Raw genomic sequence first — 22775 nt, forward strand, 5'->3', positions numbered from 1 at the left:
GGGTTTGGGGGGGGGGGGGCGGGCCGCTGGCCCCCCGCCCCCCGCCCGCATCCCGACCCCACCAGGGCGCCGCTACTTCAGATACGGCCCCGCGGCACCGATCCGACCGGGCCCGTTCAGGACGTACACCCGCAGGTTGCCCTTCCCCGGAGCCGTGACGTTCAGGGTGCCGTTGGTGACGACCCGCTGGTCGCCGGTGACGGCGTCCGTGTAGGTGCCGTTCGGGATGCCCGTGAAGCCGGCCCCGCCGGTGACCGTGACCAGCGCGAAGCTGTCGGTCGTGCCGCTGGTGTAGCGGCGCTTGAACGCCATCGAGCCGCTGACGCCCTCGGTGGAGTACTGGCCCATCTGCAGGGCCGGGACCGCCCGGCGGATCTGGTTGAGCCGCTGGACGTGCTGTGCCAGCGGCTGGGCCAGGGTCTGGGCGACCGCGCCGCTCGCCGACTCGACGGTGGAGAAGCCGGAGGCCTTCACCTCCCCGGAGAGATGGTCGCCGAAGTAGGCACGGCCCGTGGTCGCCAGCGGGCAGGTGGGCCCGCAGTCGATCTTCTTGCCCTTCTGGAACTCGATCTCGGAGCCGTAGTACAGCGTCGGGATGCCGCGGAAGGTCCACATCAGCGACATGTTCTCCGCCCAGGCGTCGGTGCCGCCGGCGTAGCGTTCGCTGCTCTTGTTGGGACCGTAGTCGTGGCTGTCGACGTAGACGACGTTGTACGTGGCGTCGTTGTAGCTGTCGTCGGAGTCCTTGCCGTTGCCGAAGGCGTTCTGCGCGTCACCGAAGTTCATGTGCATCCGCATGTCGATGACGTTCATCCCGGAGAACCTGCTGTGGTCCGGCGCGTGGTAGGTGTTCCCGTTCAGGAAGGCGTTGTTCGACGTCGGCTGGTTCGCCGTGCCCTGCTGCTGCTCGTAGTCGTACATCTCCAGGGCTGCGGCCGCGTCGTCGAGCGCGTACTCCTTGCGCTCCTTCCAGGTGTAGAACTGGGCGGAGTGGTTGACCGAACCGCGGTTCCACTTGTCGTTGACGAAGGCCGCGACCTCGCCGAAGACGAAGAAGTTCCTCGCGGCCTCCGCCCCGAACCTCTGCGTGACACGCTCCTGGATGGCCGGCAGGAATCGCCGGTTCCAGGTGGTGCGCGGGATGTGGACGGCGGTGTCGACGCGGAAGCCGTCGACCCCCATGTCGATGTACTTGTCGTAGGCGCCGATCAGATAGTTCTGCACGGCCGTGGACTCGGTGTTGAAGTCGGCGAGATCGTCGTGCAGCCAGCAGGAACGGGAGTCCTCGCCCTCCCAGTTGCCGATCCAGCAGTTGTGGTAGAGCGACTTCGGGAACATGCCCGACGTGGGGTTCGGCCACTGGCAGTTGTAGATCCGGTAGCCCTCGGGGGAGGTGTACGGGGTCGGGGTGCCCCAGTTGACGCACGTGTTGCCCGTCGGCTCGGCCGTCGACCACAGATCGCCGTTGTAGTACGACTTGCCGGACTTGGGCTCGACGGAGAGTCCGTCGTACTCGAAGGAGGAGTTGGGCTCGTCGTAGTGCCAGCTCCACTGGCTGTCGCGGACGCCGTACACCTTCGGGGTGAACAGGCCCTTGGCGCCCCAGCGGGAGGAGTGGTTGTAGACGACGTCCTGGTAGATCTTCATGCCCTTGGCGTGGGCGGCGTTGATCAGGTCCTGGTACGAGGCGCCGGCCGACTCCAGCCGGGCGTCCACCCTGTAGAAGTCGTAGCCGTGGTACCCGTGGTAGTCGTAGTCGGACCGGTTGAGCACCACGGGGGTGATCCACACGGCGGAGAAGCCGAGCCCCTTGATGTAGTCGAGCTTGTTCACCAGGCCCTTGAAGTCGCCCCGGAACATGGGGTCGTCGTTGGCCGCGTTCCCGGACTTCGTGTGCTGGCTGCCGCCCCGGTTGTTCGAGGTGTCGCCGTCGTTGAAGCGGGCGGTCAGGACGAAGTAGATCGGGTCCTTGCGTGGGTCGGTGCCGAGCGGGCGGCCCGGGTCGGGGGCCGGGGGCGCCGTGCCGGTGGTCGCCCGGGCGGGCGCGGAGGCGGCGGAGGTGTTGCCTGCCGCGTCGCGGGCCCTGACCGTGTACGTGTAGGCGGTGTTCTCCTCCAGATTCGCGTCGGAGAGGACGGTGGAGCCCACGTCGGTGACCGTCGTGCCGCGGGTGCCGCCCGTACGTGTCACCTGATACCCCGTCACCCCCTTGTCGTCGGTGGCGGGCTCCCAGCTGAGGACGACGGAGATGCCGTCGGCGCTCGCCTCGACCCCGGCGGGCACGCCGGGCGCCTCGGTGTCGGGGACCTCGGCGGCACACGGGTCGGCGGCGTTGCCGGTGACGACCTTGTCCTTGACGGTCGTCGTACCGGCGGACAGCGCGTAGTTCGCGCCGTTGTTGTTGTCCCAGACGCCGTTGCCGTTGTTGAAGACGGCGCTCATGGCGGTGGCCGCGCCCAGGTCCACGGTCCGCTTCCACCAGCCGGTGCAGGCGGCCTCCATGCCGACGCCCGGGACGGCGGTCCAGGCTCCGCCGGCCGGGGCGTAGTGCAGGTTGGCGGTGGTCCAGCCGAGGGCGGCCGTGGAGTAGTAGACGGTGGCCAGGTTGCCGGGCTCGGGCTCGCCCGGGTCGTCGGCGCACGGGTCGGAGTGGGCGACCACGCCGTCCTTCACCGTGATGGCGCCGGTTCCCAGGTCGTAGTTCCGGCCGCCGTTGTTGTCCCAGGTGCCGGTGCCGTTGTTGAAGGTGGCCTGGAGCCCTTCGGCGGAGCCCAGGGCGACGGTCTTCTTCACCCAGTCCGTACAGGCCGCTTCCATCGCGACGCCGGGGACGGTGGTCCAGGCGCCGCCGTCGGGCGCGTAGTGGAGGTTGTGGGCAGACCAGTTCCTCGTCTTCGTGTAGTAGAAGACCGTCGCCGTGTTGTCCGCTGCCGCGGCGGGGGCCGTGGGCACGGTGGCCGGGCCGGCGGGGGGTACGGCGGAGAGCAGCCCGAGCAGGCAGGCGGCGGCCGCGGCTGCCGCCGGGGCGCGTCCGAACCGCCGGAAGGGAGTGCGTCGCATACGTCACTTCTCCGGAGCAGGGCCGCGACGGGGAGGTCGCGGCGGTCGATGGACCCCGCTCACTCCGAAGCGCCTCGGACCGGAACGGGAGGGCTGCCACCCCCTCTCTGAAAGGGCAGTCAGCAACTTGCAGCAAGCGTTTGCGAGAGCGGAAGTTACCCGTGCATGACACGCGCGTAAAGAGTCCGGGACGGAATCCGTGACGAACGGGGCCGGCGTCGTGCCGGTGCCGCCGGTGCGGGCGGCGGCGGGCTTCGCGCACGTGTTCGTCCGCGACTGGCGGGCAGCCCCAAGGGCGCCCCGCGCCCGCGGGGTCGAGCACGGCGGGGTGGTGCCCCGCCGGCCCGGTGGGCCGGGCCCGCGCACCGTTCCCTCGGCGTGCCGCATAGAGTCGACCTCGGCCCGTGACCAGTCGCCCGACCGGCGTACCGGATCAGTGCCCGCCCCCGTACCGTCGCACCACCCCGAGGAGCACTCCGTGACCGACGCGGCGTCCACCGCCACGCAGCAGAAGATCGCCCGGGAACTCGAGGTTTCCCCGACGTTCGACCCGCTCGCCGAGATCGAACGCCGGGTGGCCTTCCTCACCGAGCGCCTCACCTCCACGGGGCTGCGCGCCCTGGTGCTCGGGATCAGCGGCGGTGTCGACTCCACGACCGCGGGCCGGCTCTGCCAGCTGGCCGTCGAGCGGGCCCGTGCCGCCGGACACGACGCCACCTTCTACGCCATGCGCCTGCCCTACGGCGTCCAGGCCGACGAGAAGGACGCCCAGCTCGCGCTGGGCTTCATCGCCGCCGACCGGGTCCTGACCGTGGACGTCAGGCCGTCGAGCGACGCCGCCCTCGACGCCGCCCTGGCCGGCGGCGTGACCTTCCGGGACGCCCACCACCAGGACTTCGTCCAGGGCAACATCAAGGCCCGCCAGCGGATGATCGCGCAGTACGCCGTCGCGGGCGCCCACGACGGCCTCGTCGTCGGCACCGACCACGCGGCGGAGGCCGTCTCCGGCTTCTTCACCAAGTACGGCGACGGCGCGGCCGACGTCGTCCCGCTGACCGGTCTGACCAAGCGCCGTGTGCGCGCCGTCGCCGAGGCGCTCGGGGCCCCCTCCGTGCTGGTGTGGAAGACGCCCACGGCCGACCTGGAGACCCTCGACCCGGGCAAGCCCGACGAGGACGCGCTCGGGGTCACCTACGACGACATCGACGACTTCCTGGAGGGCAAGCCGGTCGCGGAGACTGCCTTCGCCTCCATCGTCCGCCGCTACGAGCTCACCGACCACAAGCGCCGGCTCCCGATCGCTCCCTGAGAGTGACGTGCGACCACCATCCGGACGTCAGCCCGCGTGGCGGGCGTCCGGAAGGTGGTCCGCTTGGTGTGCCCTCGGAATCCCACGGGTCCACTCGAAGGAGACAACGGCATGTTCGGACAGACGAAGGCGTTCAGCGGCTTCTCGGTCGACGATCTCGGCAAGGCCCGCCAGTTCTACGGCGAGACCCTCGGCCTCCCGGTCGAGGAGAGCGGGCAGGGCGACATGCGGATGCTGACCATCAAGCTGGGGAGCGGCGCGAACATCTTCGTCTACCCCAAGGACAACCACACGCCCGCGTCCTTCACGATCCTCAACTTCCCCGTGGACGACATCGAGGTGGCCGTCGACGAGCTGACGAAGCGGGGCGTGAGCCTGGAGCGCTACGCGGAGTTCGAGCACGATGCCAAGGGTGTCGTCAGGGGCCCGGGCCCCGAGGGTCCGGCCGCGATCGCCTGGTTCACCGACCCGGCGGGCAACGTGCTCTCCGTCCTCCAGGAGTAGTCGGCCGTACGGCGACGGCCGGGCGTCCGCGTTTCTCCCCGCGCCGGTGAGGGAAGCCGCCGCCCGAGGAGGCGCATCATGACCGCACACGACAGCGGCGGACGTGAGGGCGAGGCCGCCCACGCCCATGCCCAGTACCAGCGCGACAAGGCGGAGAACCTGCTGCAGCGGGCACGGAGCAGCACCGACGCCGAGGAGGCCGCCCGCCTGCGGGAGCGGGGAGAACGGCTCAAGGAGCGCAGCGAACGGGCCCTGAGCCAGGAGCACGAGCCCTGGCCCGACGATCTCCACGAGAGGTACCCCGGCTAGGGGGGTCGTTCCGGCGGGAGTGCTGTTCCGGCTGTGAATGAGATGGCCCGAACGGCCCGGCCCGGCGTGCACCCCGCCGGGCCGCGGCCTGCAATGGAGGGATGACCGCGCCTCCGGACGACTGCCTCGCGCGCAACGAGTGGATCTGCGGCGCCTATCTGTCCTCCCGGAGCGAGATCCTCGGCGACGCCGTCGTCCAGCATCTGGAGATCACCGCGATCTCCGTCGCCCTCGCGCTGCTGCTCGCCGTGCCCCTCGCCGTCCTGGCCCGGCGTTGGCGCTGGGGGGCCGGCCCGGTCCTGGGGGTCACCACGATCCTGTACACGATCCCGTCCCTCGCGATGTTCTCGCTGCTCCTGCCGCTGTACGGGCTCAGCGCCTCGCTCGTCGTCGCCGGGCTCGTGCTCTACTCCCTCACCCTGCTCGTACGGAACTTCCTGGCCGGCCTCCGCGCCGTCCCCGAGGACACCCGCCAAGCCGCACGCGGCATGGGATACGGGCCCGTCCGCCTGCTGCTCGCCGTCGAGCTGCCGCTCGCGCTCCCCGCCGCGATGGCGGGGCTGCGCATCGCCACGGTCTCCGCCGTCTCCCTCGTCACCATCGGCGCGATCGTCGGACACGGAGGCCTCGGCAACCTCATCTACTCCGGAATGAACACCTACTTCAAGGCGCAGGTCCTCACGGCCTCCGTCCTCTGCGTGATCATCGCCGTCGTCGCCGACCTGCTGCTGCTCGGCCTGCAACGGCTGCTCACGCCGTGGACGGCCCGCTCCCGCGGGCAGGCCGCGTGAACACCCTCTCCGCCACCTGGGACTGGCTCTCCGACGCCGCCAACTGGTCCGGCGACAACGGGGTCTGGCACCGGCTCGCCGAACACCTCTTCCTGACCGTCGTCTGCCTCGCGCTCAGCTGCGCCCTCGCCCTCCCGGTCGCCCTGGTCCTCGGCCACCTCGGCAAGGGCGGAGCCCTCGCCGTCAACCTCTCCAACGTCGGCCGCGCCGTGCCCACCTTCGCCGTCCTCGTCCTGCTGCTGCTCAGCCCGATCGGCACGTACGGGGACTGGCCGACGGTCATCGCGCTCGTCCTCTTCGCCGTACCGCCGCTGCTCACCAACGCGTACGTCGGGATGCGGGGCGTCGACGCCGATGTCGTACGGGCCGCGCGGGGGATGGGCATGACCGGAACGCAGATGATGTTCCGGGTCGAGATGCCGTTCGCGCTCCCGTTGATCCTCACCGGAGTCCGTATCGCCGCCGTGCAGCTCGTGGCCACCGCGACCGTCGCGGCGCTCGCAGGCGGCGGCGGCCTCGGCCGGATCATCACCGCCGGCTTCAACCTCGCCTCCACCCCGCAGGTCGTCGCGGGCGCCGTCCTCGTCGCCGCTTTCGCGCTCGTGGTCGAGCTCGTCTTCGTGGGGGCGCAGCGGCTCGCCCCGGCCTGGGCGCGGGGGAGCGCGGGATGAGGGGGCGGAGCGTCGCCGCGGGTGCGGTGGCGCTGTGCGCCGTCCTCACCGGCTGTGCAACCGGCCCCTCGCTGGAGAACCGGGGCGAGGTCACGGGCTCACCCGGCGACAGCCGCCATCTGACCATCGGCAACGCCGGATTCACCGAGAGCGATCTGCTCGCCCAGATGTACGCCCTCCTGCTCGAACAGGCCGGATACAGCACAAGGATCATCTCGGTCACCAACCGGGAGATCTACGAACCGGCCCTGGAGAGCGGCCAGATCGACGTCGTCCCCGAGTACGCGGCGACGTTCGCCGACTGGCTGAACGCCAAGGTCGACGGTCCCGAGGCGCCGACCGTCGGCTCGCCCGACCTCGCCGCGACGATGACCGCCCTGCGCAGGCTCGCCGGCTCGCGCGGGCTGACCGTCCTCGACGCCGGAGAGGCCGTCGACCAGAACGCCTTCGCCGTCACCGCCGCGTACGCCACCGAGCACCGGCTCAAGACCCTCAGCGACCTGGGCGCGGCGAAGCTGCCGGTGCGGCTCGCGGCGGGCGACGAATGCGTCCAGCGGCCGTACTGCGCGCCCGGCCTGAGAGAGACGTACGGCATCGACATCACCGGCGTCGACCCGAAGGGTGTGGGCACCACGCAGGCCAAACAGGCCGTGCAGAGCGGTCAGGACCAGATGGTCCTGACGACGACCACCGACGCCACGCTCGACGACTTCGGTCTGGTCCTGCTCGCCGACGACAAGCACCTGCAGAACGCCGACCACATCGTCCCGGTCGTCAACCACTCCCGCGCGGGCGGCGAGGGCGTGACGAGCGCCCTCGACCGCCTCAACACGGTCCTGACCACGGCCGATCTCGCGAACATGAACGAGCGGGTCGACAGCTGGCGCCGCCTCCCGGAGGACGTCGCGAGGACGTATCTCCAGCAGAAGAAGCTCATTCCCGCGAGCTAGGAACGGCTCCGGAGCGTCGGTGCGGGGTGGGGCGTTTTGTGACAGCGACCCCTCGCGCCGGTGGAGGGTGACCAACTGGAGCGGCCGGACCTACCAGATCGTCAATGTGCAGACGGACAAGTGCATGACGGTGGCCGGTGGGCGCTCCACCGACAACAACATGCCGCTCGTCCAGTTCACCTGCGACTCGGACGCCTCCCGCCGCTGGACCGCACGTCTGGCCGGTTGACCGCCGCGTGGGTTATCCACCCCCTCAGGCGTCCGCCACCGAGTCGAACTCGACCTCCCCCCGCCCGACTCCCCGAGCCTCGGCGCCCACCGAACGCCGCAGTGCCTCGTGCAGCTTGGCGGGGGTGAGGACGCCGAGGAATCGCGGGCCGTCGAGGACCGCCACCCAGCCCGCGTCGTGCTGGAGCATCTCGCCGAACGCCTGCTTCAGCGGGGCGCCCACCGACACCCAGGCATCCATACGGCGGGCCAGGTCGCCCACCGTGCCCTCCTGGCCGGCGAGGTCGAGGGTGTCGGCGGCCACCCAGCCGTGCAGGTCGCCGTCGCCGCCGAGGACCACTGCCCAGCGCGCCCCGTCGGCGCGCAGCCGTGCCGCCGCGTCGGCGGCCGGCTCGTCCAGGCGGGCGACCGACGGCTGTTCCAGGTCGTCCGGCTCGACCTCGGTGACCGAGAGACGCTTGAGACCCCGGTCCGCGCCGACGAACTGGGCGACGTACGGCGTGGCGGGAGTGCCGAGCACCGCCGCCGGCGTGTCGAACTGCTCGATGCGGCCCTCCCCGTACACGGCGATCCGGTCGCCCATCCGGACGGCCTCCTCGATGTCGTGGGTGACCAGGAGGACGGTCTTGCGCACGGTGGCCTGGAGGTTCAGGAACTCGTTCTGGAGGTGCTCGCGGACGACCGGGTCGACCGCACCGAAGGGTTCGTCCATCAGGAGCACCGGCGGGTCGGCGGCGAGCGCGCGGGCCACGCCGACGCGCTGGCGCTGTCCGCCGGAGAGCTGGGCCGGATAGCGGCCGCCGTAGACCTTGGGGTCGAGGCCGACCAGATCGAGGAGTTCGGCGGCGCGGGCGCGGGCCCGGGCCTTCCTCCAGCCGATCAACGAGGGCACGGTCGCGGTGTTGTCGAGGACCGTCCGGTGCGGGAAGAGCCCGACCTGCTGGATCACGTAGCCGATGTTCCTGCGCAGTTCGACCGGATCGACCTTCGCGACGTCCTCCCCGTCGACCAGGACGCGGCCCGACGTCGGTTCGATGAGCCGGTTGACCATCATCATCGTGGTCGTCTTGCCGCAACCGGACGGCCCGACCAGGGTGACCAGTTCGCCCTCGGCGACGTCGAACGACAGGCCGTCGACGGCCGTGGTGCCGTCCGCGTACACCTTGCCGACCTGCTCGAACCGGATCATGGATCCACGCTAGGAGCGTCGGGGGCGGTGCGCACGGGGGCCGGGACCGTCCGGGGTTCCGACAGCCCGCTGAACGCCGTCTCTTGTCATGACCCTTGCGAGGCGCTCCATCGGACTGCTATTCATCCGTTAGGAAACTTTCCTTCCAATCCATCGTTCCGGGAGACCCCCATGACATCGGCACGATCGGCACGTCACCATCTGCGCTCACTGGGTGCCGCCGGCACCGCGGTGACCGCCCTGCTCCTCGGCCTCGCCGCCGCACCACCGACGGCGGTGGCAGCCCCCGTCACCCATGAGGCCGAGAGCGCCACGGTCTCCAGCGGCGCGGTCGAGTCCAACCACACCGGCTTCACGGGCTCGGGGTTCGTCAACTACGACAACACCGCGGGCAGTTACGTCCAGTGGAACGTCAGTGCCGCGCAGGCCGGCACCGCGACCCTCACCCTGCGCTACGCCAACGGCACCCCCACCAACCGCCCCATGGACATCTCCGTCAACGGCGCGGTCGCGGCCTCCGGCAAGGCCTTCGCGGGCACCGGCGCCTGGACCACCTGGACCACCACCACCGTCACCGCCAACCTCAAGGCCGGCGCCAACACGATCCGCGCCACCGCCACCACCGCCAACGGCGGCCCCAACGTCGACCACCTCAAGGTCGACACCGCCGCGCCCGTCGCCGACACACCGGCCGCGATCAACGGTCAGCTGAAGGTCTGCGGCACCAAGCTCTGCAACCAGTACGGCAAGCCCATCCAGCTGCGCGGCATGTCCAGCCACGGCACGCAGTGGTACAGCCAGTGTCTGACCGGCGGCTCGCTCGACGCGCTCGCCAAGGACTGGAAAGCCGACGTCCTGCGCGTCTCCACCTACGTCCAGGAGGACGGGTACGAGACCGACCCGCGCAAGTACACCGACCTGGCCCACTCGCTCATCGAACAGGCCACCGCGCGCGGCATGTACGTGATCGTCGACTGGCACATGCTCGACCCCGGCGACCCGCACTACAACCTCGCCCGGGCCAAGACCTTCTTCACCGAGATCGCCCAGCGCCACGGCGCCAAGACCAACCTGCTCTACGAGATCGCCAACGAGCCCAGCGGCGTCGCCTGGTCCCGGATCAAGAGCTACGCCGAACAGCTGATCCCCGTCATCCGCGCCAAGGACGCCGAGACCCCGATCCTCGTCGGCACGCGTGCGTGGTCCTCGCTCGGTGTGTCCGAGGGCGCCGACGAGTCCGAGATCGTCGCGAACCCGGTGAACGCCGCCAACATCATGTACACCTTCCACTTCTACGCGTACTCGCACCGCGACGAGTACCTGAACACCCTCTCCCGCGCCGCCGACAAGCTGCCCGTCTTCGTCACCGAGTTCGGCACCCAGAACTACGCGGGTGAGGGCGCCAACGACTTCGCGATGACCCAGCGGTTCCTCGACCTCATGGCCGCCAGGAAGATCAGCTGGGTCAACTGGAACTTCTCCGACGACAACCGCAGCGGAGCCGTCTTCAACGTCGGCACGTGCGCCGACAACGGGCCGTGGGCCGGCACGGGCTCCCTCAAGCCGGCCGGTGTCTGGATCCGCGACCGCATCAGGACGGCCGACGACTTCCCGACCTCCTGACCCACCTCGATACGCCCCCGCCCGCACCCTGTGATCCACTGGGCGGGCGGGGGCGTATTGAACAGGAGCAGCATTGACCAGCTACCGCCAGCCCGGCCTCGTCCTCACCGACCGTCGCTTCACCGTGCCGCTCGACCACGCGGACCCCGAAGGCGAACAGATCGAGGTCTACGGCCGTGAGGCCGTCGCGAGCGACAAGTCCGGGGACGACCTGCCGTGGCTGGTGTACCTGGAGGGCGGGCCCGGCTTCGGGGCCCGCCGCTTCATCGGCCGCCAGGCCTGGCTCGGACGGGCCGTCCAGGAGTTCCGCGTCCTCCTGCTCGACCAACGCGGCACCGGCAACTCCACCCCCGCCAACCGCCAGACCCTGCCCCTGCGCGGCACCCCCCGGCAGCAGGCCGACCATCTCGCACACTTCCGGGCCGACTCGATCGTCCAGGACTGTGAACTGATCCGGAAGCGGCTCACCGGCGGAGCCCGATGGACCGTGCTCGGCCAGAGCTTCGGCGGCTTCTGCGCCACCCACTATCTGTCCACGGCCCCCGAGGGCCTGCGGACGGTCCTGATCACCGGCGGGCTGCCGTCCCTGCACGCCACCGCCGACGAGGTCTACCGGGCCGCCTACCCCCGTATCCGGCGCAAGGTCGAGGCCCACTACGCCCGCTACCCCCAGGACGTCGACCGCGCCCGCGCCATCGCCGCCCACCTGCACGCGCACGAGGTGACCCTCCCGTCCGGCGGGCGGCTCACCCCGGCCGCGTTCCAGTCCCTCGGGATCCTCCTCGGCAGCGGCGAGGGCACCCACCAGCTCCACTTCCTGCTGGAGGACGCCTTCGTCCCCACACCCGCCGGGCCCGCGCTCTCGGACGCCTTCCTGGAGAACGTCCAGGCCGCCCTCTCGTACGCCGGACACCCGCTCTACGCCCTGCTCCACGAAGCCATCTACGCCCAGGGGCAGGGCCCCACCGCCTGGGCCGCCGAACGCGTCCGCGCCGAGTTCCCGGAGTTCGACGCGGAGAAGACCCTCGCCGGCGACGCACCGCTCCTGTTCACGGGCGAGACCGTCCATCCCTGGCACTTCGAGACCGACCCCGCCCTGCGCCCGCTGCGCGAGACGGCCCGGCTGCTCGCCGAACGGAAGGTCTGGGCGCCGCTCTACGACCCCGCCCGCCTCGCCGCCAACGAGGTGCCCGTCGCCGCCGCCGTCTACCACGACGACCTGTACGTGGACACCGCGCACTCCCTGGAGACCGCCCGCGCGATCCGGGGCCTGCGGACCTGGGTCACGGACGAGTTCGAGCACGACGGCGTCCGGGCCGGCGGCCCCCGTGTCCTGGACCGGCTGCTCGCGCTCGCCCGGGGAGAGGTCTGATCGGCCCGGGCGGGATCCGATGTGCCGGGGATAGGATTCGCCGCGCAATCGGGCAGCAATCGAGGTGAGCACGCGGGAGGCCGGGATGGCGGGGAACGACGTGCCGGCGTCCGGACGGGAGCTGAAGTTCCGCGCCCTGATGGCCGAGCTGCGCCGCGGCATCCTCGACGGCACCTGGCCACCCGGCTCCAAGCTCCCCACCGAGCGGGCCCTGGCCACGGAGACCGGCCTCTCCGTGACCACGGTCCGCCGCGCGTACGAGGACCTCGTCGCGCTCGGCCTCGTCGAACGCCGCCAGGGCGCGGGGACCTTCGCCGCACATCGACCGGACGACGACTCGGCGACAGCCGCCGGCCGCAGGGTCGTCGGGGTGCTCGTCCCCGACACCACCTTCTACTACCCCCGCGTCCTCCAGGGCATCGAGCGGGAGCTCGCCGCGGCCGGCGCCCGGCTCGTCCTCGCCTGCTCGCACTACGACCCCGACGAGGAGGACGCCGCCGTCCGGCGGCTGCTCTCCTCCGGCGTCCACGGGCTGCTGCTCGTCCCCTCCCTGCACACGGCCACCGACCCGGGCCGGCGCGCCGACGAACTCCTCGCGCTGTCCGTCCCGGCGGTCCTCGTCGAGCGTCGGCTCGCCGCGTACGGCCCGGGCGACCCCACCGAACACGTCTGCACCGACCACGAGGGCGGCGCCTACGACGCGGTACGCCATCTGCGGGCCCTCGGCCACGAACGGGTCGCGCTCCTCGTCCGCACCGACGCACCGACCACCCAGCCCATCGAGTCCGGTTTCGACCGGGCCGTCGCCGACCTCGGCCTCCACGAGCCGCTGCGCGTACGGGACGCGGGGGACCGCTGGAACCCCGAACGGGCCGATCGCGCCGTCGCCGAACTGCGGGGAGCGGGGGTCACCGCCGGGCTCTGCTTCGGCGACCGCGAGGCCGCGCTCGTGCTCGCCGCCGCCCGCCGCGCGGGGCTGCGCGTCCCCGAGGACCTTGCCCTGATCAGCTACGACAACGAGTTCGCGGACGTCGCGGAGACCCCGCTGACAGCCGTCTCACCGCCCAAGTTCCAGGTCGGCAGGCTCGCCGCGCAGATCCTGCTGCGCCGGCTCGCCGACGGCGACGCCTCCCCGCTGCACCAGGTGCAGCTGCGGCCCCGGCTCGTGGTCAGGGCGTCCTGCGGCGCGGGGGCGCGTGGTGCGGGCGGGCGCAAAAGTCCAAGAAGTGAGTCCTGATTGCTCATTGATCGCTCGTGGCAGGGCGGATAGAACTCGGTCCGGACCACCCATGAGGAGAGGACCGGACATGACCACCCACGTCAGTGCCGAGATCGCCAGCCAGCCCGACTGCTGGCGGCGCGCGGCGGACACGGCCGCCGACCACGCCGATCTGCTGCCCCGGCGCGGTGAGCGGATCGCGGTCGTCGGCTGCGGCACCTCGTACTTCATCGCCCGCGCCTACGCGGCCCTGCGCGAATCCCTCGGCCAGGGCGAGACCGACGCCTTTCCCGCCTCCGACGAGACCCCGCTCGGGCGGGGCTACGACCGGATCGTCGCGCTCACCCGTTCCGGTACGACGACGGAGGTCGCGACGCTCCTCGCCCGGGCTGCGGGCCGCATCCCGACCCTCGTCCTGACCGGCGTCCCGGACAGCCGCGCGGCGCACCACGCGGACCGGGTGATCGGCCTCGACTACGCCGACGAACGCTCCGTGGCCCAGACCCGGTTCGCCACCACGGCCCTCCAACTGCTGCGCGCGGGGCTCGGGGTGGACCTCGCCCCGTCGATCGTCGACGCCGAACTGGCCCTGTACGAACCGCTGCCGACGGCCTGGGAGCAGCGCCGCCAGTTCACCTTCCTCGGTACGGGCTGGACCGTCGGACTCGCCGACGAGGCCGCGCACAAGCTCCGTGGTGTGGCGCGCGCATGGACGGAGTCGTACGCGGCGATGGAGTACCGCCACGGGCCGATCATCATCAGCGACCGGTCCAGCCTCGTGTGCTGTCTGGGCCCGGCACCGGCCGGCCTGCGGGACGAAGTGGAGGCCACCGGGGCGCTGTTCGCCGCCGACGCCATCGATCCGGTGGCCGCCCTGGTGCGTGCCCAGCGACTCGCCGTCACGCTCGCGGTGCGGCGCGGGCTCAACCCGGACCGTCCCCGCCATGCGTCGCGCTCGGTGATCCTTTCCGGAGCGATCCGGGTCTGAGGCCGTATCCTGCGGCCATGATCGACACGAGCATCACGCAACTCGAAGACATGCCCGGTGACTGGCAGCGCGCGCTCGCCGTGGTCGCCCACCCGGACGACCTCGAGTACGGCTGCGCCGCGGCCGTCGCCGGCTGGACGGACGAGGGCAAGGAGGTCGTCTACGTCCTCGCCACCCGCGGCGAGGCCGGCATCGACTCGCTCGACCCCGCCGCCTGCGGCCCACTGCGCGAGCAGGAGCAGCGGGCGAGCGCGGCCGTCGTCGGGGTGCCGACGGTGGAGTTCATGGACCACCGGGACGGCGTGATCGAGTACGGACTCGGCCTGCGCCGCGACATCGCGGCGGCGATCCGCAGGCACCGTCCCGAGCTGGTCGTCACCCTGAACCACCGTGACACCTGGGGCACGGGTGTGGGCGGCTTCTGGAACACCCCGGACCACGTGGCCGTGGGCCGCGCGACGTTGGACGCGGCGGGCGACGCGGGCAACCGCTGGATCTTCCCCGAACTGACCGAGCAGGGCCTGGAGCCGTGGAACGGCGTCCGCTGGGTGGCGGTCGCCGGCTCCAACACCCCGACCCACGCCGTCGACGCCACGCCCGGCGAGGAGCGCGCCGTCCAGTCCCTCCTGGCCCACCGCGCCTACATCGAGGCCCTCACGGACGAGGACCCGGAGTCCTACATCCGCACGTTCCTCGACGGCAACAACCGGCGTTTCGCGCCGCGCTACGGCGACCGGCCGACCGTCGCCTTCGAGCTCTTCCCCCGCTGAGGCCCGTCCGAACGGCGTGCGGCCTTCCTCTCGCGGTGCCGAGCACCTAACCTGACGATCCGTCAGGACGTGGGGGGTGCATGATGATCGACACGCTCGACACGGAGATCCCGGACGGCGAGGAGCGGCTCACGCTCGATGTCGAGAACGGCGTCGGGGTGCTCACCCTCTGCCGGCCCGAGAAGCTCAACGGGTGGAGCTGGGAGGCCAGTCGGCAGCTCGGGCTGATGGCCGATCGGATCCGGTTCGACGAGAGGGTGCGGGTCGTACTTCTGCGGGCCGAGGGGCGGGCGTTCTGTGCCGGGATCGATGTCTCCGCGCCCGGTGGGGGTATCACCGGGCATACGGTCGCCGAGCGGATCCAGCGGTACGACGAGGGCATTCGCTGGGTCCATGAGCGCTTCGCCGTCTTCGCCCGGCTGCCCCAGCCGGTGGTGGCCGCCGTCCAGGGGTACTGCCTCGGCTTCGGGTTCGAGCTCGCGCTCATGGCGGACGTCCGGATCGCCGCCGACGACGCCGTCTTCGCCCTGCCCGAGGCGACCCTCGGCGTCGCCGTCGACGCGGGCGGTGACCTGAGGATCGCCCGCGAGGCGGGCGCCGGCTGGGCCAAGTACCTCGCGCTCACCGGCCGCCGTATCGACGCCGCCACCGCCGAACGGCTCGGGCTCGTCCAGCTCGTCACACCACACGACGAGCTGGACCGCGCCGCCCGCGAGACCGCGGCCGCCATCGCGGCGAACGCGCCGCTCGCGGTCCGCGCCGTCAAGCGGAACATCGACGCCTACGCCGATCACGCCATGGCCGCGACCCTCGACCGCACCGCCCTCGCCGCGGCGCTCACCCTCTCCTCGGACGACGCCCGTGAGGGCTACGGGGCGAAGGCCGCCCGCCGGCCCCCACGCTTCGAGGGCCGCTGACTCACCCCTGCGGGGCCGGCTTGAGGACGGCGAAGGGGGCTCCGAACGGGTCCGCCAGCCAGGCGATCCGGCCCACGTCGGGGATGTCCGCCGCCGGCATGAGGACAGAGCCGCCGTTGCCCTGCGTTCGCACCGCGGTGTCGTCCACGTCCGCCACCGCGAAGTACGGGATCCAGCGCGCGTGGTCCCCGCCCTCCTGGAGCTCGGCGATCCCGCCGAACGAAGCGTCCTGCTGGTCGCCCTCGGCCGTGGACAGCACCCGGTAGGTCATCCCCGGCGCGTCCATGTCCTGCGAGCGCCAGCCGAACAGCTTGCCGTAGAACTCCACGGCGGCCCGCGGGTCCGGGACGTGCAGCTCCGCCCAGCACAGCGTGTTGTCCTCGGAGGTCTTCTCCAGACCCTTCACCGAGCCCGGCTGCCACACCGCGAAATCGGCGCCGCCCGGATCGGTCAGCTGCGCCATCCGCCCGGCGTCCATGACGTCGAAGGGCTGCGCGCGCACCCTGCCTCCGGCGCTCTCCGCGGTCTTGGCCGTGGCGTCGGCGTCCGGAGTCTGGAAGTACACGGTCCAGGAGGAGCGCGCGCCCTCCTCGGTCAGCGGCCCGAGCGCGGCGACCGTGCGGCCGTCCTGCTGGAAGAAGCCGTAGCCGCCGGCGTCCGGCCCGGCCGAGGCGAACTCCCAGCCGAAGACGGCGGTGTAGAACCCGGCGGCGACCGCCGTGTCGGGACTGCCCAGGTCGATCCAGCTGGGGGAGCCCTTGGTGAAGTCCGTACCGAGCATGTCGTGCCCTGCCTTTCCACGTCTGGAGGTCGTCCGGCCACCCTCGCCGATCCTCCACGCTCGGCCCCGCCCCCGCAGCCGCAGGCGCCCGTGTTCATCCGCGTGGACCAGCGTGATTCGCGCGATCCGCGTGGGCCGGCGCGCTCACTCCCTGAACCGCCCCCGCCCCAACTGCTCGCGCACCGGCACCACGGGATCGTTGACCAGGGCCCGGCGCTGCCAGTTCGCGCCGTCGACCACCAGCGTGTGCCCGGAGACGAACCGGGCGTACGGGGAGGCCAGGAAGGTCGCCGCCCAGCCCAGCTCGCGCGGGTACCCCACGCGGAGGGCGGGCTGCCGGGTGTCCTGGTGCGGCGCCCGGTCGAGGGCGCCCCGGATGTCGGACGTCATGTCCTCGTGCGGCATCAGCCCCGGCACCAGGCCGTTGACCTGGATCCCGTACGGTCCCCACTCCACGGCCAACGTCTCCACCAGGTTCTTGACCCCGGCCTTCGCCGCCGCCGAGTGGGCGAAACCGGGACCGCCGGTCCAGGCGTACGAGGCGCCCACGTTCACGACGGATCCTGGAGTCCCCGCCGCGAGGTGGCGGCGGGCGAACTCCCGGGTCATGAACCAGGTGCCCGTCAGCGTGACGTCGACGACCGCACGCCAGCCGTTCGGCGTCAACTCCTCGGCCGGTACGGGGAAGTTGGCCGCCGCGTTGTTGACCAGGACGTCCGGGCGGGAGCCGAGCGCCGCCTCGCAGGAGGAGAAGACCCCGGCGACGGCCTCGGCGTCGCGGATGTCGCAGACGGCGGTCGCCACCCGCCTCCCGCCGATGCCGGCCAGCTCGTCCCGCGCCGCCTCCAGCCGGGCGGCCCTACGCCCGACGATCAGCAGCTCCGCCCCGAGCCGGGCGAACTCCGCGGCGATCGCTTTCCCCAGTCCCGACCCGCCCCCGGTCACCAGGACCACCCGCCCCTCGTACGTCCCCGGTGGCAGCGCGGTGGCGCCGAGCGGGGGAGGGGCGGGGAGTCCCGGCAGGTCCGGCGCTTCGTCGGTCATGCCGCATCGATAGCGCGAGACGGTCAAGAACTGAAGACCCGTCGGCCCCCGGTCGTCGCGGCCCCTGCCGCGACCTTGCGGTCCAGGTCTTCCATGATCAGCTCCATGTTGATCGCCACGCCGGCCCGGTAGCCCCCGCTCGCCGCATTGATGACCTGCTCCTGCGCGCCGATGGCGTTCCCCGCCGCCCAGACGCCGGGGACATCGGTCCGCCCCGTCTCGTCCACCGCCACGAACGGGCCGAGCGGCGTTTCGCGCGTGGTGGCACCCAGCGCGGTGAGCAGGCCGTCCCGGGGCGTCATGCGCGGCCCGACGAAGAGCACGTCACGCGCGACGACGCGGCCGTTCGCCATGCGTACGCCCGTGAACCGGTCGTCCTCGACGACCAGGCCGGCCACCTCGCCCGTCACCACCTCGATTCCGGCCGCCGCCGCCCGGGCCCGGTCCTGATCGGAGGGCTCGTCGGCGGTGTGCAGGAAGAGGGTCACGTCGTCGGACCACTGTGCGACGACCAGGGCCTGATGGACGCCCATCACCGGATGCGCGATCACCCCGAAGGCACGGTCGCGGACCTCCCAGCCGTGGCAGTACGGGCAGTGCAGCACATCGCGACCCCACCGCTCCGCGACGCCGTCGATCTCCGGGAGCTCGTCCACCAGACCCGTGGTGACGACGAGCCGGCGCGCCGAGACCCGACGACCGTCGTCCACGGTCACCACGAAGCCGTCGGCACCGTCCGGCACCGCCGCCGTCACGCGTCCGGCCGCCCACTCCACCCCGTACGCGGCGATCTCCCGGCGTCCCACCCGCAGGAATTCCGCCGGGCTCATCCCGTCCCTGGAGAGGAAGCCCTGCATATGCGCGGCCGGAGCGTTGCGCGGCTCGCCGGCGTCGATCACCAGGGTCCTCCGCCGCGACCGGCCGAGGATCAGGGCCGCGCTCAGCCCTGCCGCGCCGCCGCCCACCACCACCACGTCGTACCGCTCGTTCATGTCCATACGTCGACCCTCGCCCTGGCCGGCGCGCTTGACAAACGCTCTTGCCATTTCCGCAAATGGAAACCATGACCGACGACGAGCGCATCGACGACGTACTGAACGAGATCGGCCCGCGGCTGCGCCGCGTCCGGCGCGAGCGCGGCGCCACGCTGGGAGACCTGTCCGCCTCCACCGGGATCTCCGTGAGCACGCTCTCCCGCCTGGAGTCCGGACAGCGCAAGCCGAGTCTCGAGCTGCTGCTGCCCATCGCCCGGGCCCATCAGGTGCCGCTCGACGAGCTGGTCGGCGCCCCGCCCGTCGGCGATCCCCGGGTGCGCGCGAAGCCGATCGTGCGACACGGCCGGACCATGTATCCGCTCACCCGCCAGCCCGGTGGCCTCCAGGCGTACAAGATCGTGCAGGAGAAGTCCGAGGCGCTGGTGGAGCAGCGGGTCCACGAGGGGTACGAGTGGCTCTACGTCCTCTCCGGCAAGCTGCGGCTCGTCCTCGGGGAGCACGACGTGGTCATCGGCGCGGGAGAGGCGGCCGAGTTCGACACCCGCGTACCGCACTGGTTCGGGCCGACGGCCGACGGCCCGGTGGAGTTTCTGAGCCTGTTCGGGCCGCAGGGCGAGCGGATGCATGTGAGGGCCCGGCCCAAGGCGTCCTGACGGACGCCAGCGCGGAAGAAGTATCCGGCGCATGGTTCCACCAGGCACAAGCGACCGCTTAGTATGCGACCGACCGCGCAGTACGGACGACGGCTGGTGGAGGACCGCGATGCAGGCATGGCGAGTGCACGAGAACGGCGAGCCGGGCGAGGTGATGCAGCTCGACGAGGTGGACACCCCGACACCCGGCGAGGGGCAGGTGCTCCTCAAGGTGCGCGCCGCCAACGTCAACTTCCCCGACGCCCTCCTCTGCCGGGGCCAGTACCAGGTGCGGCCCCCGCTGCCCTTCACCCCCGGCGTGGAGATCTGCGGGGAGACCGAGGACGGCCGCCGGGTCATCGCGACCCCCGCCCTCCCGTACGGCGGACTCGCCGAGTACGCGGTGGCGGACGCGGCGGCCCTGCTCCCCGCGCCCGAGGCGCTCGACGACGCCGAGGCGGCCGCGCTCCACATCGGTTACCAGACCGGTTGGTTCGGCCTGCACCGGCGCGCCGCGCTGAAGGAGGGCGAGACCCTCCTCGTCCACGCCGCCGCGGGTGGCGTCGGCAGCGCCGCCGTCCAGCTCGGCAAGGCGGCCGGTGCCACCGTCATCGGCGTCGTCGGCGGAGCGGAGAAGGCCGAGGTCGCCCGCGCGCTCGGCTGCGACGTCGTCGTCGACCGGCACTCCGAGGACGTCATCGCCGCCGTCAAGGAGGCCACCGGCGGCCGGGGCGCCGACGTGATCTACGACCCCGTCGGCGGCGCGGCCTACGCCCAGTCCGCCAAGGTGGTCGCCTTCGAGGGCCGGATCGTGATCGTCGGCTTCGCGAGCGGCTCCATTCCCTCGCCCGCGCTCAACCACGCCCTCGTCAAGAACTACTCGATCGTCGGACTCCACTGGGGCCTCTACAACCTGAAGGACCCGGCCGCGATCCTGCGCTGCCACGAGACCCTCACCGAGTACGCGGCCAAGGGCCTGATCAAGCCGCTGGTCAGCGAGCGGGTGCCGTTCGCCGGCGCGGCCGACGCGGTGCAGCGCGTCTCCGAGGGTGTCACCACCGGCCGGCTCGTCGTCCTCCCGGAAGGGGCCACCCGATGACCGCCCCGATCGACGCCGAGGCGCTCATCGCGCGGACCGGGCAGCTGCTCGCCGAGCACCCGCCCGCCACCACCGACCGCACGGACTTCCTGCGTGCCCGATTCGACGCCGGCCTCGCCTGGGTGCACTACCCCGTGGGCCTGGGCGGCCTCGACGCCCCGCGCTCCCTGCAGGCCGTCGTCGACGCCGAACTGGCAGCCGCCGGTGCCCCCGACAACGACCCCCGCCGGATCGGCATCGGCCTCGGCATGGCCGCGCCGACCGTTCTCGCCTACGGCTCCGAGGACGTCAAGCAGCGCTTCCTCAAGCCGCTCTGGGTCGGCGAGGAGGTGTGGTGCCAGCTCTTCAGCGAGCCCGGGGCCGGCTCCGACCTCGCCGCGCTCGGCACCCGAGCCGTACGCGACGGCGACACATGGGTCGTGAACGGCCAGAAGGTGTGGACCTCCAGCGCGCACGTCGCCCGCTGGGCCATCCTCATCGCCCGCACCGACCCGGACCTGCCCAAGCACCGGGGCATCACCTACTTCATCTGCGACATGACCGACCCCGGTGTCGAGGTCCGTCCACTGCGCCAGATCACCGGAGAGGCCGAGTTCAACGAGGTCTTCCTGACCGACGTCCGTATCCCCGACGCCCACCGGCTCGGCGAGATCGGCGACGGTTGGCGCGTCGCCCAGACCACGCTCATGAACGAGCGGGTCTCCATCGGCGGCGCCCGCATCCCCCGCGAGGGTGGGATGATCGGCCCGGTCTCCACGACCTGGCGCGAGCACCCCGAGCTGCGCACCCACGAGCTGCACCGGCGGCTGCTCGACCTCTGGGTCGACTCCGAGGTGGCCCGTCTCACCGGCGAGCGGCTGCGTCAGCAGCTCGTCGCCGGACAGCCGGGCCCCGAGGGCAGCGCCATGAAGCTGGGCTTCGCCCGCCTCAACCAGGCCATCAGCGGCCTGGAGGTCGAACTCCTCGGTGAGGAGGGGCTGTTGTACGGGGACTGGACCATGCGCCGCCCCGAACTTGTCGACTTCACCGGCCGGGACGCCGGCTACCGCTATCTGCGCTCCAAGGGCAACTCGATCGAGGGCGGCACGACCGAGGTCCTGCTCAACATCGTCGCCGAACGCGTCCTCGGCCTGCCCGCCGAGCCCCGCAACGACAAGGACGTCGCCTGGAAGGACCTCGCGCGATGACTGATCTGCTCTATTCCGAGACCGAGGACGACCTGCGGGCGGCGGTCCGCTCCCTGCTAGCCGACCGGGCGGACCCGAGCGTGGTGCTCGGCCGGATCGAGAGCGGTGATCCGTACGTCCCCGGCCTCTGGAAGTCGCTCGCCGGCGACATGGGTGCCGCCGGACTCCTCGTCCCCGAGAAGCTCGGTGGGCAGGGCGCGAGCCACCGTGAGGCGGCCGTCGTCCTCGAGGAGCTCGGGCGCGCGGTGACCCCGGCGCCGTACCTCACCAGTGCCGTGGTGGCGACCGAGATCCTGCTCGCGCTGGACTCGGAGAGCGGGCCCGTCGCCGAGCTCCTCGCCGGTCTCGCGGGCGGCCGCACGGTGGCGGTGCTCGCCGTCCCGCTCTCGGCGGACCCCGACGCGGTGCCGCCCACGACCGGGCGGGTGACGGGTGTCGCGGACGCGGCCGCGGCGGACGTCCTGCTGGTGCCCCGTGCCGACGGGCTGTACGCGGTTCCGGCCGCGGAGGCCACGGTCGAGGCGCAGACCCCTCTCGACCTGACCCGGCCGCTCGCGGCGGTCACCACGGACGGGACGAGCGGCACCCGGCTCGCGGACGCGGACATGGCCCGCGCGGCGGTCCGCCGCGGCCTGCTCGCGGGCGCCGGGCTGCTCGCCTCCGAGCAGCTCGGGCTGGCCGAGTGGTGTCTGGAGGAGACCGTCCGCCACACCCGCGAGCGCTACCAGTTCAACCGGCCCGTCGGCTCCTTCCAGGCGCTGAAGCACCGGATGGCGCAGCTCTGGCTGGAGGTCGTGAACGCCCGGGCGGCGGCCCGCGCCGCCGCCGACGCGCTGGCCACCGGCAGTGCGGACGCCCCGCTGACGGTGGCCGTGGCCCAGGCGTACTGCTCGAAGGTCGCCGTCCACGCGGCCGAGGAGTGTGTCCAACTGCACGGCGGCATCGGCATGACCTGGGAGCACCCCGCCCACCTCGCGCTGAAGCGGGCCAAGTCCGACCAGATCGCGCTGGGTTCGGCGGGGCGGCACCAGGACACCGTCGCCGCGCTGGTCGGGCTCCCGGCTCCCGCCTAGGGCGGAAGTAAGGGGCCCTTGTGTCCGCACCCCTTTACATACTGTTTAATTGCGAGTCGTTCGC

At 72.0% G+C, this 22775-nt stretch carries 22 protein-coding genes; 17 read left to right on the forward strand and 5 right to left on the reverse strand.

The window, feature by feature from the left end; genetic code table 11:
* Positions 1-72 precede the first annotated feature (72 nt).
* Positions 73-3060, reverse strand: coding sequence for a carbohydrate binding domain-containing protein (locus ACFC0D_RS26420; protein ID WP_376440693.1), 2988 nt, complete (start codon positions 3058-3060; stop codon positions 73-75).
* A 478-nt stretch (positions 3061-3538) separates the two neighbouring features.
* On the opposite strand from ACFC0D_RS26420, the gene nadE reads away from it, so the two are divergent.
* The 7 genes from nadE to ACFC0D_RS26455 all read left to right on the forward strand — a co-directional run bounded on the left by nadE (position 3539) and on the right by ACFC0D_RS26455 (position 7823).
* Positions 3539-4369, forward strand: coding sequence for an ammonia-dependent NAD(+) synthetase (gene nadE / locus ACFC0D_RS26425; protein WP_376440799.1), 831 nt, complete (start codon positions 3539-3541; stop codon positions 4367-4369).
* Between the two features lie 111 nt (positions 4370-4480).
* On the forward strand, positions 4481-4873 hold the full coding sequence (locus ACFC0D_RS26430; RefSeq protein ID WP_376440696.1) for a VOC family protein: 393 nt from the start codon (positions 4481-4483) through the stop codon (positions 4871-4873).
* A 78-nt stretch (positions 4874-4951) separates the two neighbouring features.
* Positions 4952-5182: a DUF6381 family protein gene (locus tag ACFC0D_RS26435; RefSeq protein WP_376440698.1), complete on the forward strand. Its 231-nt coding sequence runs from the start codon at positions 4952-4954 to the stop codon at positions 5180-5182.
* Between the two features lie 101 nt (positions 5183-5283).
* Positions 5284-5973 (forward strand): ABC transporter permease, encoded by a 690-nt coding sequence (locus ACFC0D_RS26440; RefSeq protein ID WP_376440701.1) that lies wholly within the window; start codon positions 5284-5286, stop codon positions 5971-5973.
* Entirely contained in the window at positions 5970-6644 is a 675-nt protein-coding gene (locus ACFC0D_RS26445; protein ID WP_376440704.1) for an ABC transporter permease, read from the forward strand. The genes ACFC0D_RS26440 and ACFC0D_RS26445 overlap by 4 nt, the downstream gene beginning before the upstream one ends.
* A complete protein-coding gene (locus ACFC0D_RS26450; protein WP_376440706.1) occupies positions 6641-7594 on the forward strand; it encodes an ABC transporter substrate-binding protein in 954 nt (317 codons plus the stop codon). The genes ACFC0D_RS26445 and ACFC0D_RS26450 overlap by 4 nt, the downstream gene beginning before the upstream one ends.
* 19 nt (positions 7595-7613) lie before the next feature.
* Positions 7614-7823, forward strand: coding sequence for an RICIN domain-containing protein (locus tag ACFC0D_RS26455; protein WP_376440709.1), 210 nt, complete (start codon positions 7614-7616; stop codon positions 7821-7823).
* 24 nt (positions 7824-7847) lie between these two features.
* Here the strand turns inward: ACFC0D_RS26455 and ACFC0D_RS26460 are convergent, their stop codons facing one another.
* The gene (locus ACFC0D_RS26460) at positions 7848-9011 is read right to left on the reverse strand and encodes an ABC transporter ATP-binding protein (protein WP_376440711.1); all 1164 of its coding nucleotides are present in this window, start codon (positions 9009-9011) and stop codon (positions 7848-7850) included.
* A gap of 171 nt (positions 9012-9182) precedes the next feature.
* On the opposite strand from ACFC0D_RS26460, the gene ACFC0D_RS26465 reads away from it, so the two are divergent.
* From ACFC0D_RS26465 to ACFC0D_RS26490, 6 genes are all read left to right on the forward strand, one after another.
* Positions 9183-10634: a cellulase family glycosylhydrolase gene (locus ACFC0D_RS26465; protein ID WP_376440714.1), complete on the forward strand. Its 1452-nt coding sequence runs from the start codon at positions 9183-9185 to the stop codon at positions 10632-10634.
* A 73-nt stretch (positions 10635-10707) separates the two neighbouring features.
* Positions 10708-12006, forward strand: coding sequence for an alpha/beta fold hydrolase (locus tag ACFC0D_RS26470; protein WP_376440716.1), 1299 nt, complete (start codon positions 10708-10710; stop codon positions 12004-12006).
* Between the two features lie 85 nt (positions 12007-12091).
* A complete protein-coding gene (locus ACFC0D_RS26475; RefSeq protein ID WP_376440719.1) occupies positions 12092-13243 on the forward strand; it encodes a GntR family transcriptional regulator in 1152 nt (383 codons plus the stop codon).
* Positions 13244-13313: 70 nt separating this feature from the next.
* Complete coding sequence (locus ACFC0D_RS26480; protein WP_376440721.1) at positions 13314-14213, forward strand: SIS domain-containing protein; 900 nt, start codon at positions 13314-13316, stop codon at positions 14211-14213.
* A 17-nt stretch (positions 14214-14230) separates the two neighbouring features.
* Positions 14231-14983, forward strand: a complete 753-nt coding sequence (locus ACFC0D_RS26485; protein ID WP_376440724.1) for a PIG-L deacetylase family protein — start codon at positions 14231-14233, stop codon at positions 14981-14983.
* A gap of 80 nt (positions 14984-15063) precedes the next feature.
* On the forward strand, positions 15064-15900 hold the full coding sequence (locus ACFC0D_RS26490) for an enoyl-CoA hydratase/isomerase family protein (protein WP_376440726.1): 837 nt from the start codon (positions 15064-15066) through the stop codon (positions 15898-15900).
* Position 15901: 1 nt separating this feature from the next.
* On the opposite strand, the gene ACFC0D_RS26495 is transcribed toward ACFC0D_RS26490, so the two are convergent.
* From ACFC0D_RS26495 to ACFC0D_RS26505, 3 genes are all read right to left on the reverse strand, one after another.
* A complete protein-coding gene (locus tag ACFC0D_RS26495; protein WP_376440729.1) occupies positions 15902-16681 on the reverse strand; it encodes a VOC family protein in 780 nt (259 codons plus the stop codon).
* A 144-nt stretch (positions 16682-16825) separates the two neighbouring features.
* On the reverse strand, positions 16826-17725 hold the full coding sequence (locus tag ACFC0D_RS26500; protein ID WP_376440732.1) for an SDR family oxidoreductase: 900 nt from the start codon (positions 17723-17725) through the stop codon (positions 16826-16828).
* Positions 17726-17748: 23 nt separating this feature from the next.
* Positions 17749-18717: an NAD(P)/FAD-dependent oxidoreductase gene (locus ACFC0D_RS26505; protein ID WP_376440802.1), complete on the reverse strand. Its 969-nt coding sequence runs from the start codon at positions 18715-18717 to the stop codon at positions 17749-17751.
* A 71-nt stretch (positions 18718-18788) separates the two neighbouring features.
* On the opposite strand from ACFC0D_RS26505, the gene ACFC0D_RS26510 reads away from it, so the two are divergent.
* From ACFC0D_RS26510 to ACFC0D_RS26525, 4 genes are all read left to right on the forward strand, one after another.
* Positions 18789-19373, forward strand: coding sequence for a helix-turn-helix domain-containing protein (locus tag ACFC0D_RS26510; RefSeq protein ID WP_376440734.1), 585 nt, complete (start codon positions 18789-18791; stop codon positions 19371-19373).
* A 109-nt stretch (positions 19374-19482) separates the two neighbouring features.
* Positions 19483-20451 (forward strand): NADPH:quinone oxidoreductase family protein, encoded by a 969-nt coding sequence (locus ACFC0D_RS26515; protein WP_376440737.1) that lies wholly within the window; start codon positions 19483-19485, stop codon positions 20449-20451.
* A complete protein-coding gene (locus ACFC0D_RS26520) occupies positions 20448-21638 on the forward strand; it encodes an acyl-CoA dehydrogenase family protein (RefSeq protein ID WP_376440740.1) in 1191 nt (396 codons plus the stop codon). Before ACFC0D_RS26515 ends, ACFC0D_RS26520 begins: the two co-directional genes overlap by 4 nt.
* Positions 21635-22711, forward strand: a complete 1077-nt coding sequence (locus ACFC0D_RS26525) for an acyl-CoA dehydrogenase family protein (RefSeq protein ID WP_376440743.1) — start codon at positions 21635-21637, stop codon at positions 22709-22711. Before ACFC0D_RS26520 ends, ACFC0D_RS26525 begins: the two co-directional genes overlap by 4 nt.
* Positions 22712-22775: the final 64 nt, after the last annotated feature.

Source organism: Streptomyces sp. NPDC056222, assembly GCF_042264065.1.
Classification (GTDB): domain Bacteria; phylum Actinomycetota; class Actinomycetes; order Streptomycetales; family Streptomycetaceae; genus Streptomyces.

Excerpts from the sequence above, each read along its gene's own strand:
- ACFC0D_RS26490 (WP_376440726.1), top strand. The coding sequence starts at position 15,064 with ATGATGATCGACACGCTCGACACGGAGATCCCGGACGGCGAGGAGCGG.
- ACFC0D_RS26480 (WP_376440721.1), top strand. The coding sequence starts at position 13,314 with ATGACCACCCACGTCAGTGCCGAGATCGCCAGCCAGCCCGACTGCTGG.
- ACFC0D_RS26430 (WP_376440696.1), top strand. The coding sequence starts at position 4,481 with ATGTTCGGACAGACGAAGGCGTTCAGCGGCTTCTCGGTCGACGATCTC.
- ACFC0D_RS26495 (WP_376440729.1), bottom strand. The coding sequence starts at position 16,681 with ATGCTCGGTACGGACTTCACCAAGGGCTCCCCCAGCTGGATCGACCTG.
- ACFC0D_RS26475 (WP_376440719.1), top strand. The coding sequence starts at position 12,092 with ATGGCGGGGAACGACGTGCCGGCGTCCGGACGGGAGCTGAAGTTCCGC.
- ACFC0D_RS26505 (WP_376440802.1), bottom strand. The coding sequence starts at position 18,717 with ATGAACGAGCGGTACGACGTGGTGGTGGTGGGCGGCGGCGCGGCAGGG.
- ACFC0D_RS26515 (WP_376440737.1), top strand. The coding sequence starts at position 19,483 with ATGCAGGCATGGCGAGTGCACGAGAACGGCGAGCCGGGCGAGGTGATG.
- ACFC0D_RS26450 (WP_376440706.1), top strand. The coding sequence starts at position 6,641 with ATGAGGGGGCGGAGCGTCGCCGCGGGTGCGGTGGCGCTGTGCGCCGTC.
- ACFC0D_RS26485 (WP_376440724.1), top strand. The coding sequence starts at position 14,231 with ATGATCGACACGAGCATCACGCAACTCGAAGACATGCCCGGTGACTGG.
- ACFC0D_RS26435 (WP_376440698.1), top strand. The coding sequence starts at position 4,952 with ATGACCGCACACGACAGCGGCGGACGTGAGGGCGAGGCCGCCCACGCC.
- ACFC0D_RS26440 (WP_376440701.1), top strand. The coding sequence starts at position 5,284 with ATGACCGCGCCTCCGGACGACTGCCTCGCGCGCAACGAGTGGATCTGC.
- ACFC0D_RS26520 (WP_376440740.1), top strand. The coding sequence starts at position 20,448 with ATGACCGCCCCGATCGACGCCGAGGCGCTCATCGCGCGGACCGGGCAG.
- ACFC0D_RS26500 (WP_376440732.1), bottom strand. The coding sequence starts at position 17,725 with ATGACCGACGAAGCGCCGGACCTGCCGGGACTCCCCGCCCCTCCCCCG.
- ACFC0D_RS26420 (WP_376440693.1), bottom strand. The coding sequence starts at position 3,060 with ATGCGACGCACTCCCTTCCGGCGGTTCGGACGCGCCCCGGCGGCAGCC.
- ACFC0D_RS26460 (WP_376440711.1), bottom strand. The coding sequence starts at position 9,011 with ATGATCCGGTTCGAGCAGGTCGGCAAGGTGTACGCGGACGGCACCACG.
- ACFC0D_RS26525 (WP_376440743.1), top strand. The coding sequence starts at position 21,635 with ATGACTGATCTGCTCTATTCCGAGACCGAGGACGACCTGCGGGCGGCG.
- ACFC0D_RS26510 (WP_376440734.1), top strand. The coding sequence starts at position 18,789 with ATGACCGACGACGAGCGCATCGACGACGTACTGAACGAGATCGGCCCG.
- ACFC0D_RS26465 (WP_376440714.1), top strand. The coding sequence starts at position 9,183 with ATGACATCGGCACGATCGGCACGTCACCATCTGCGCTCACTGGGTGCC.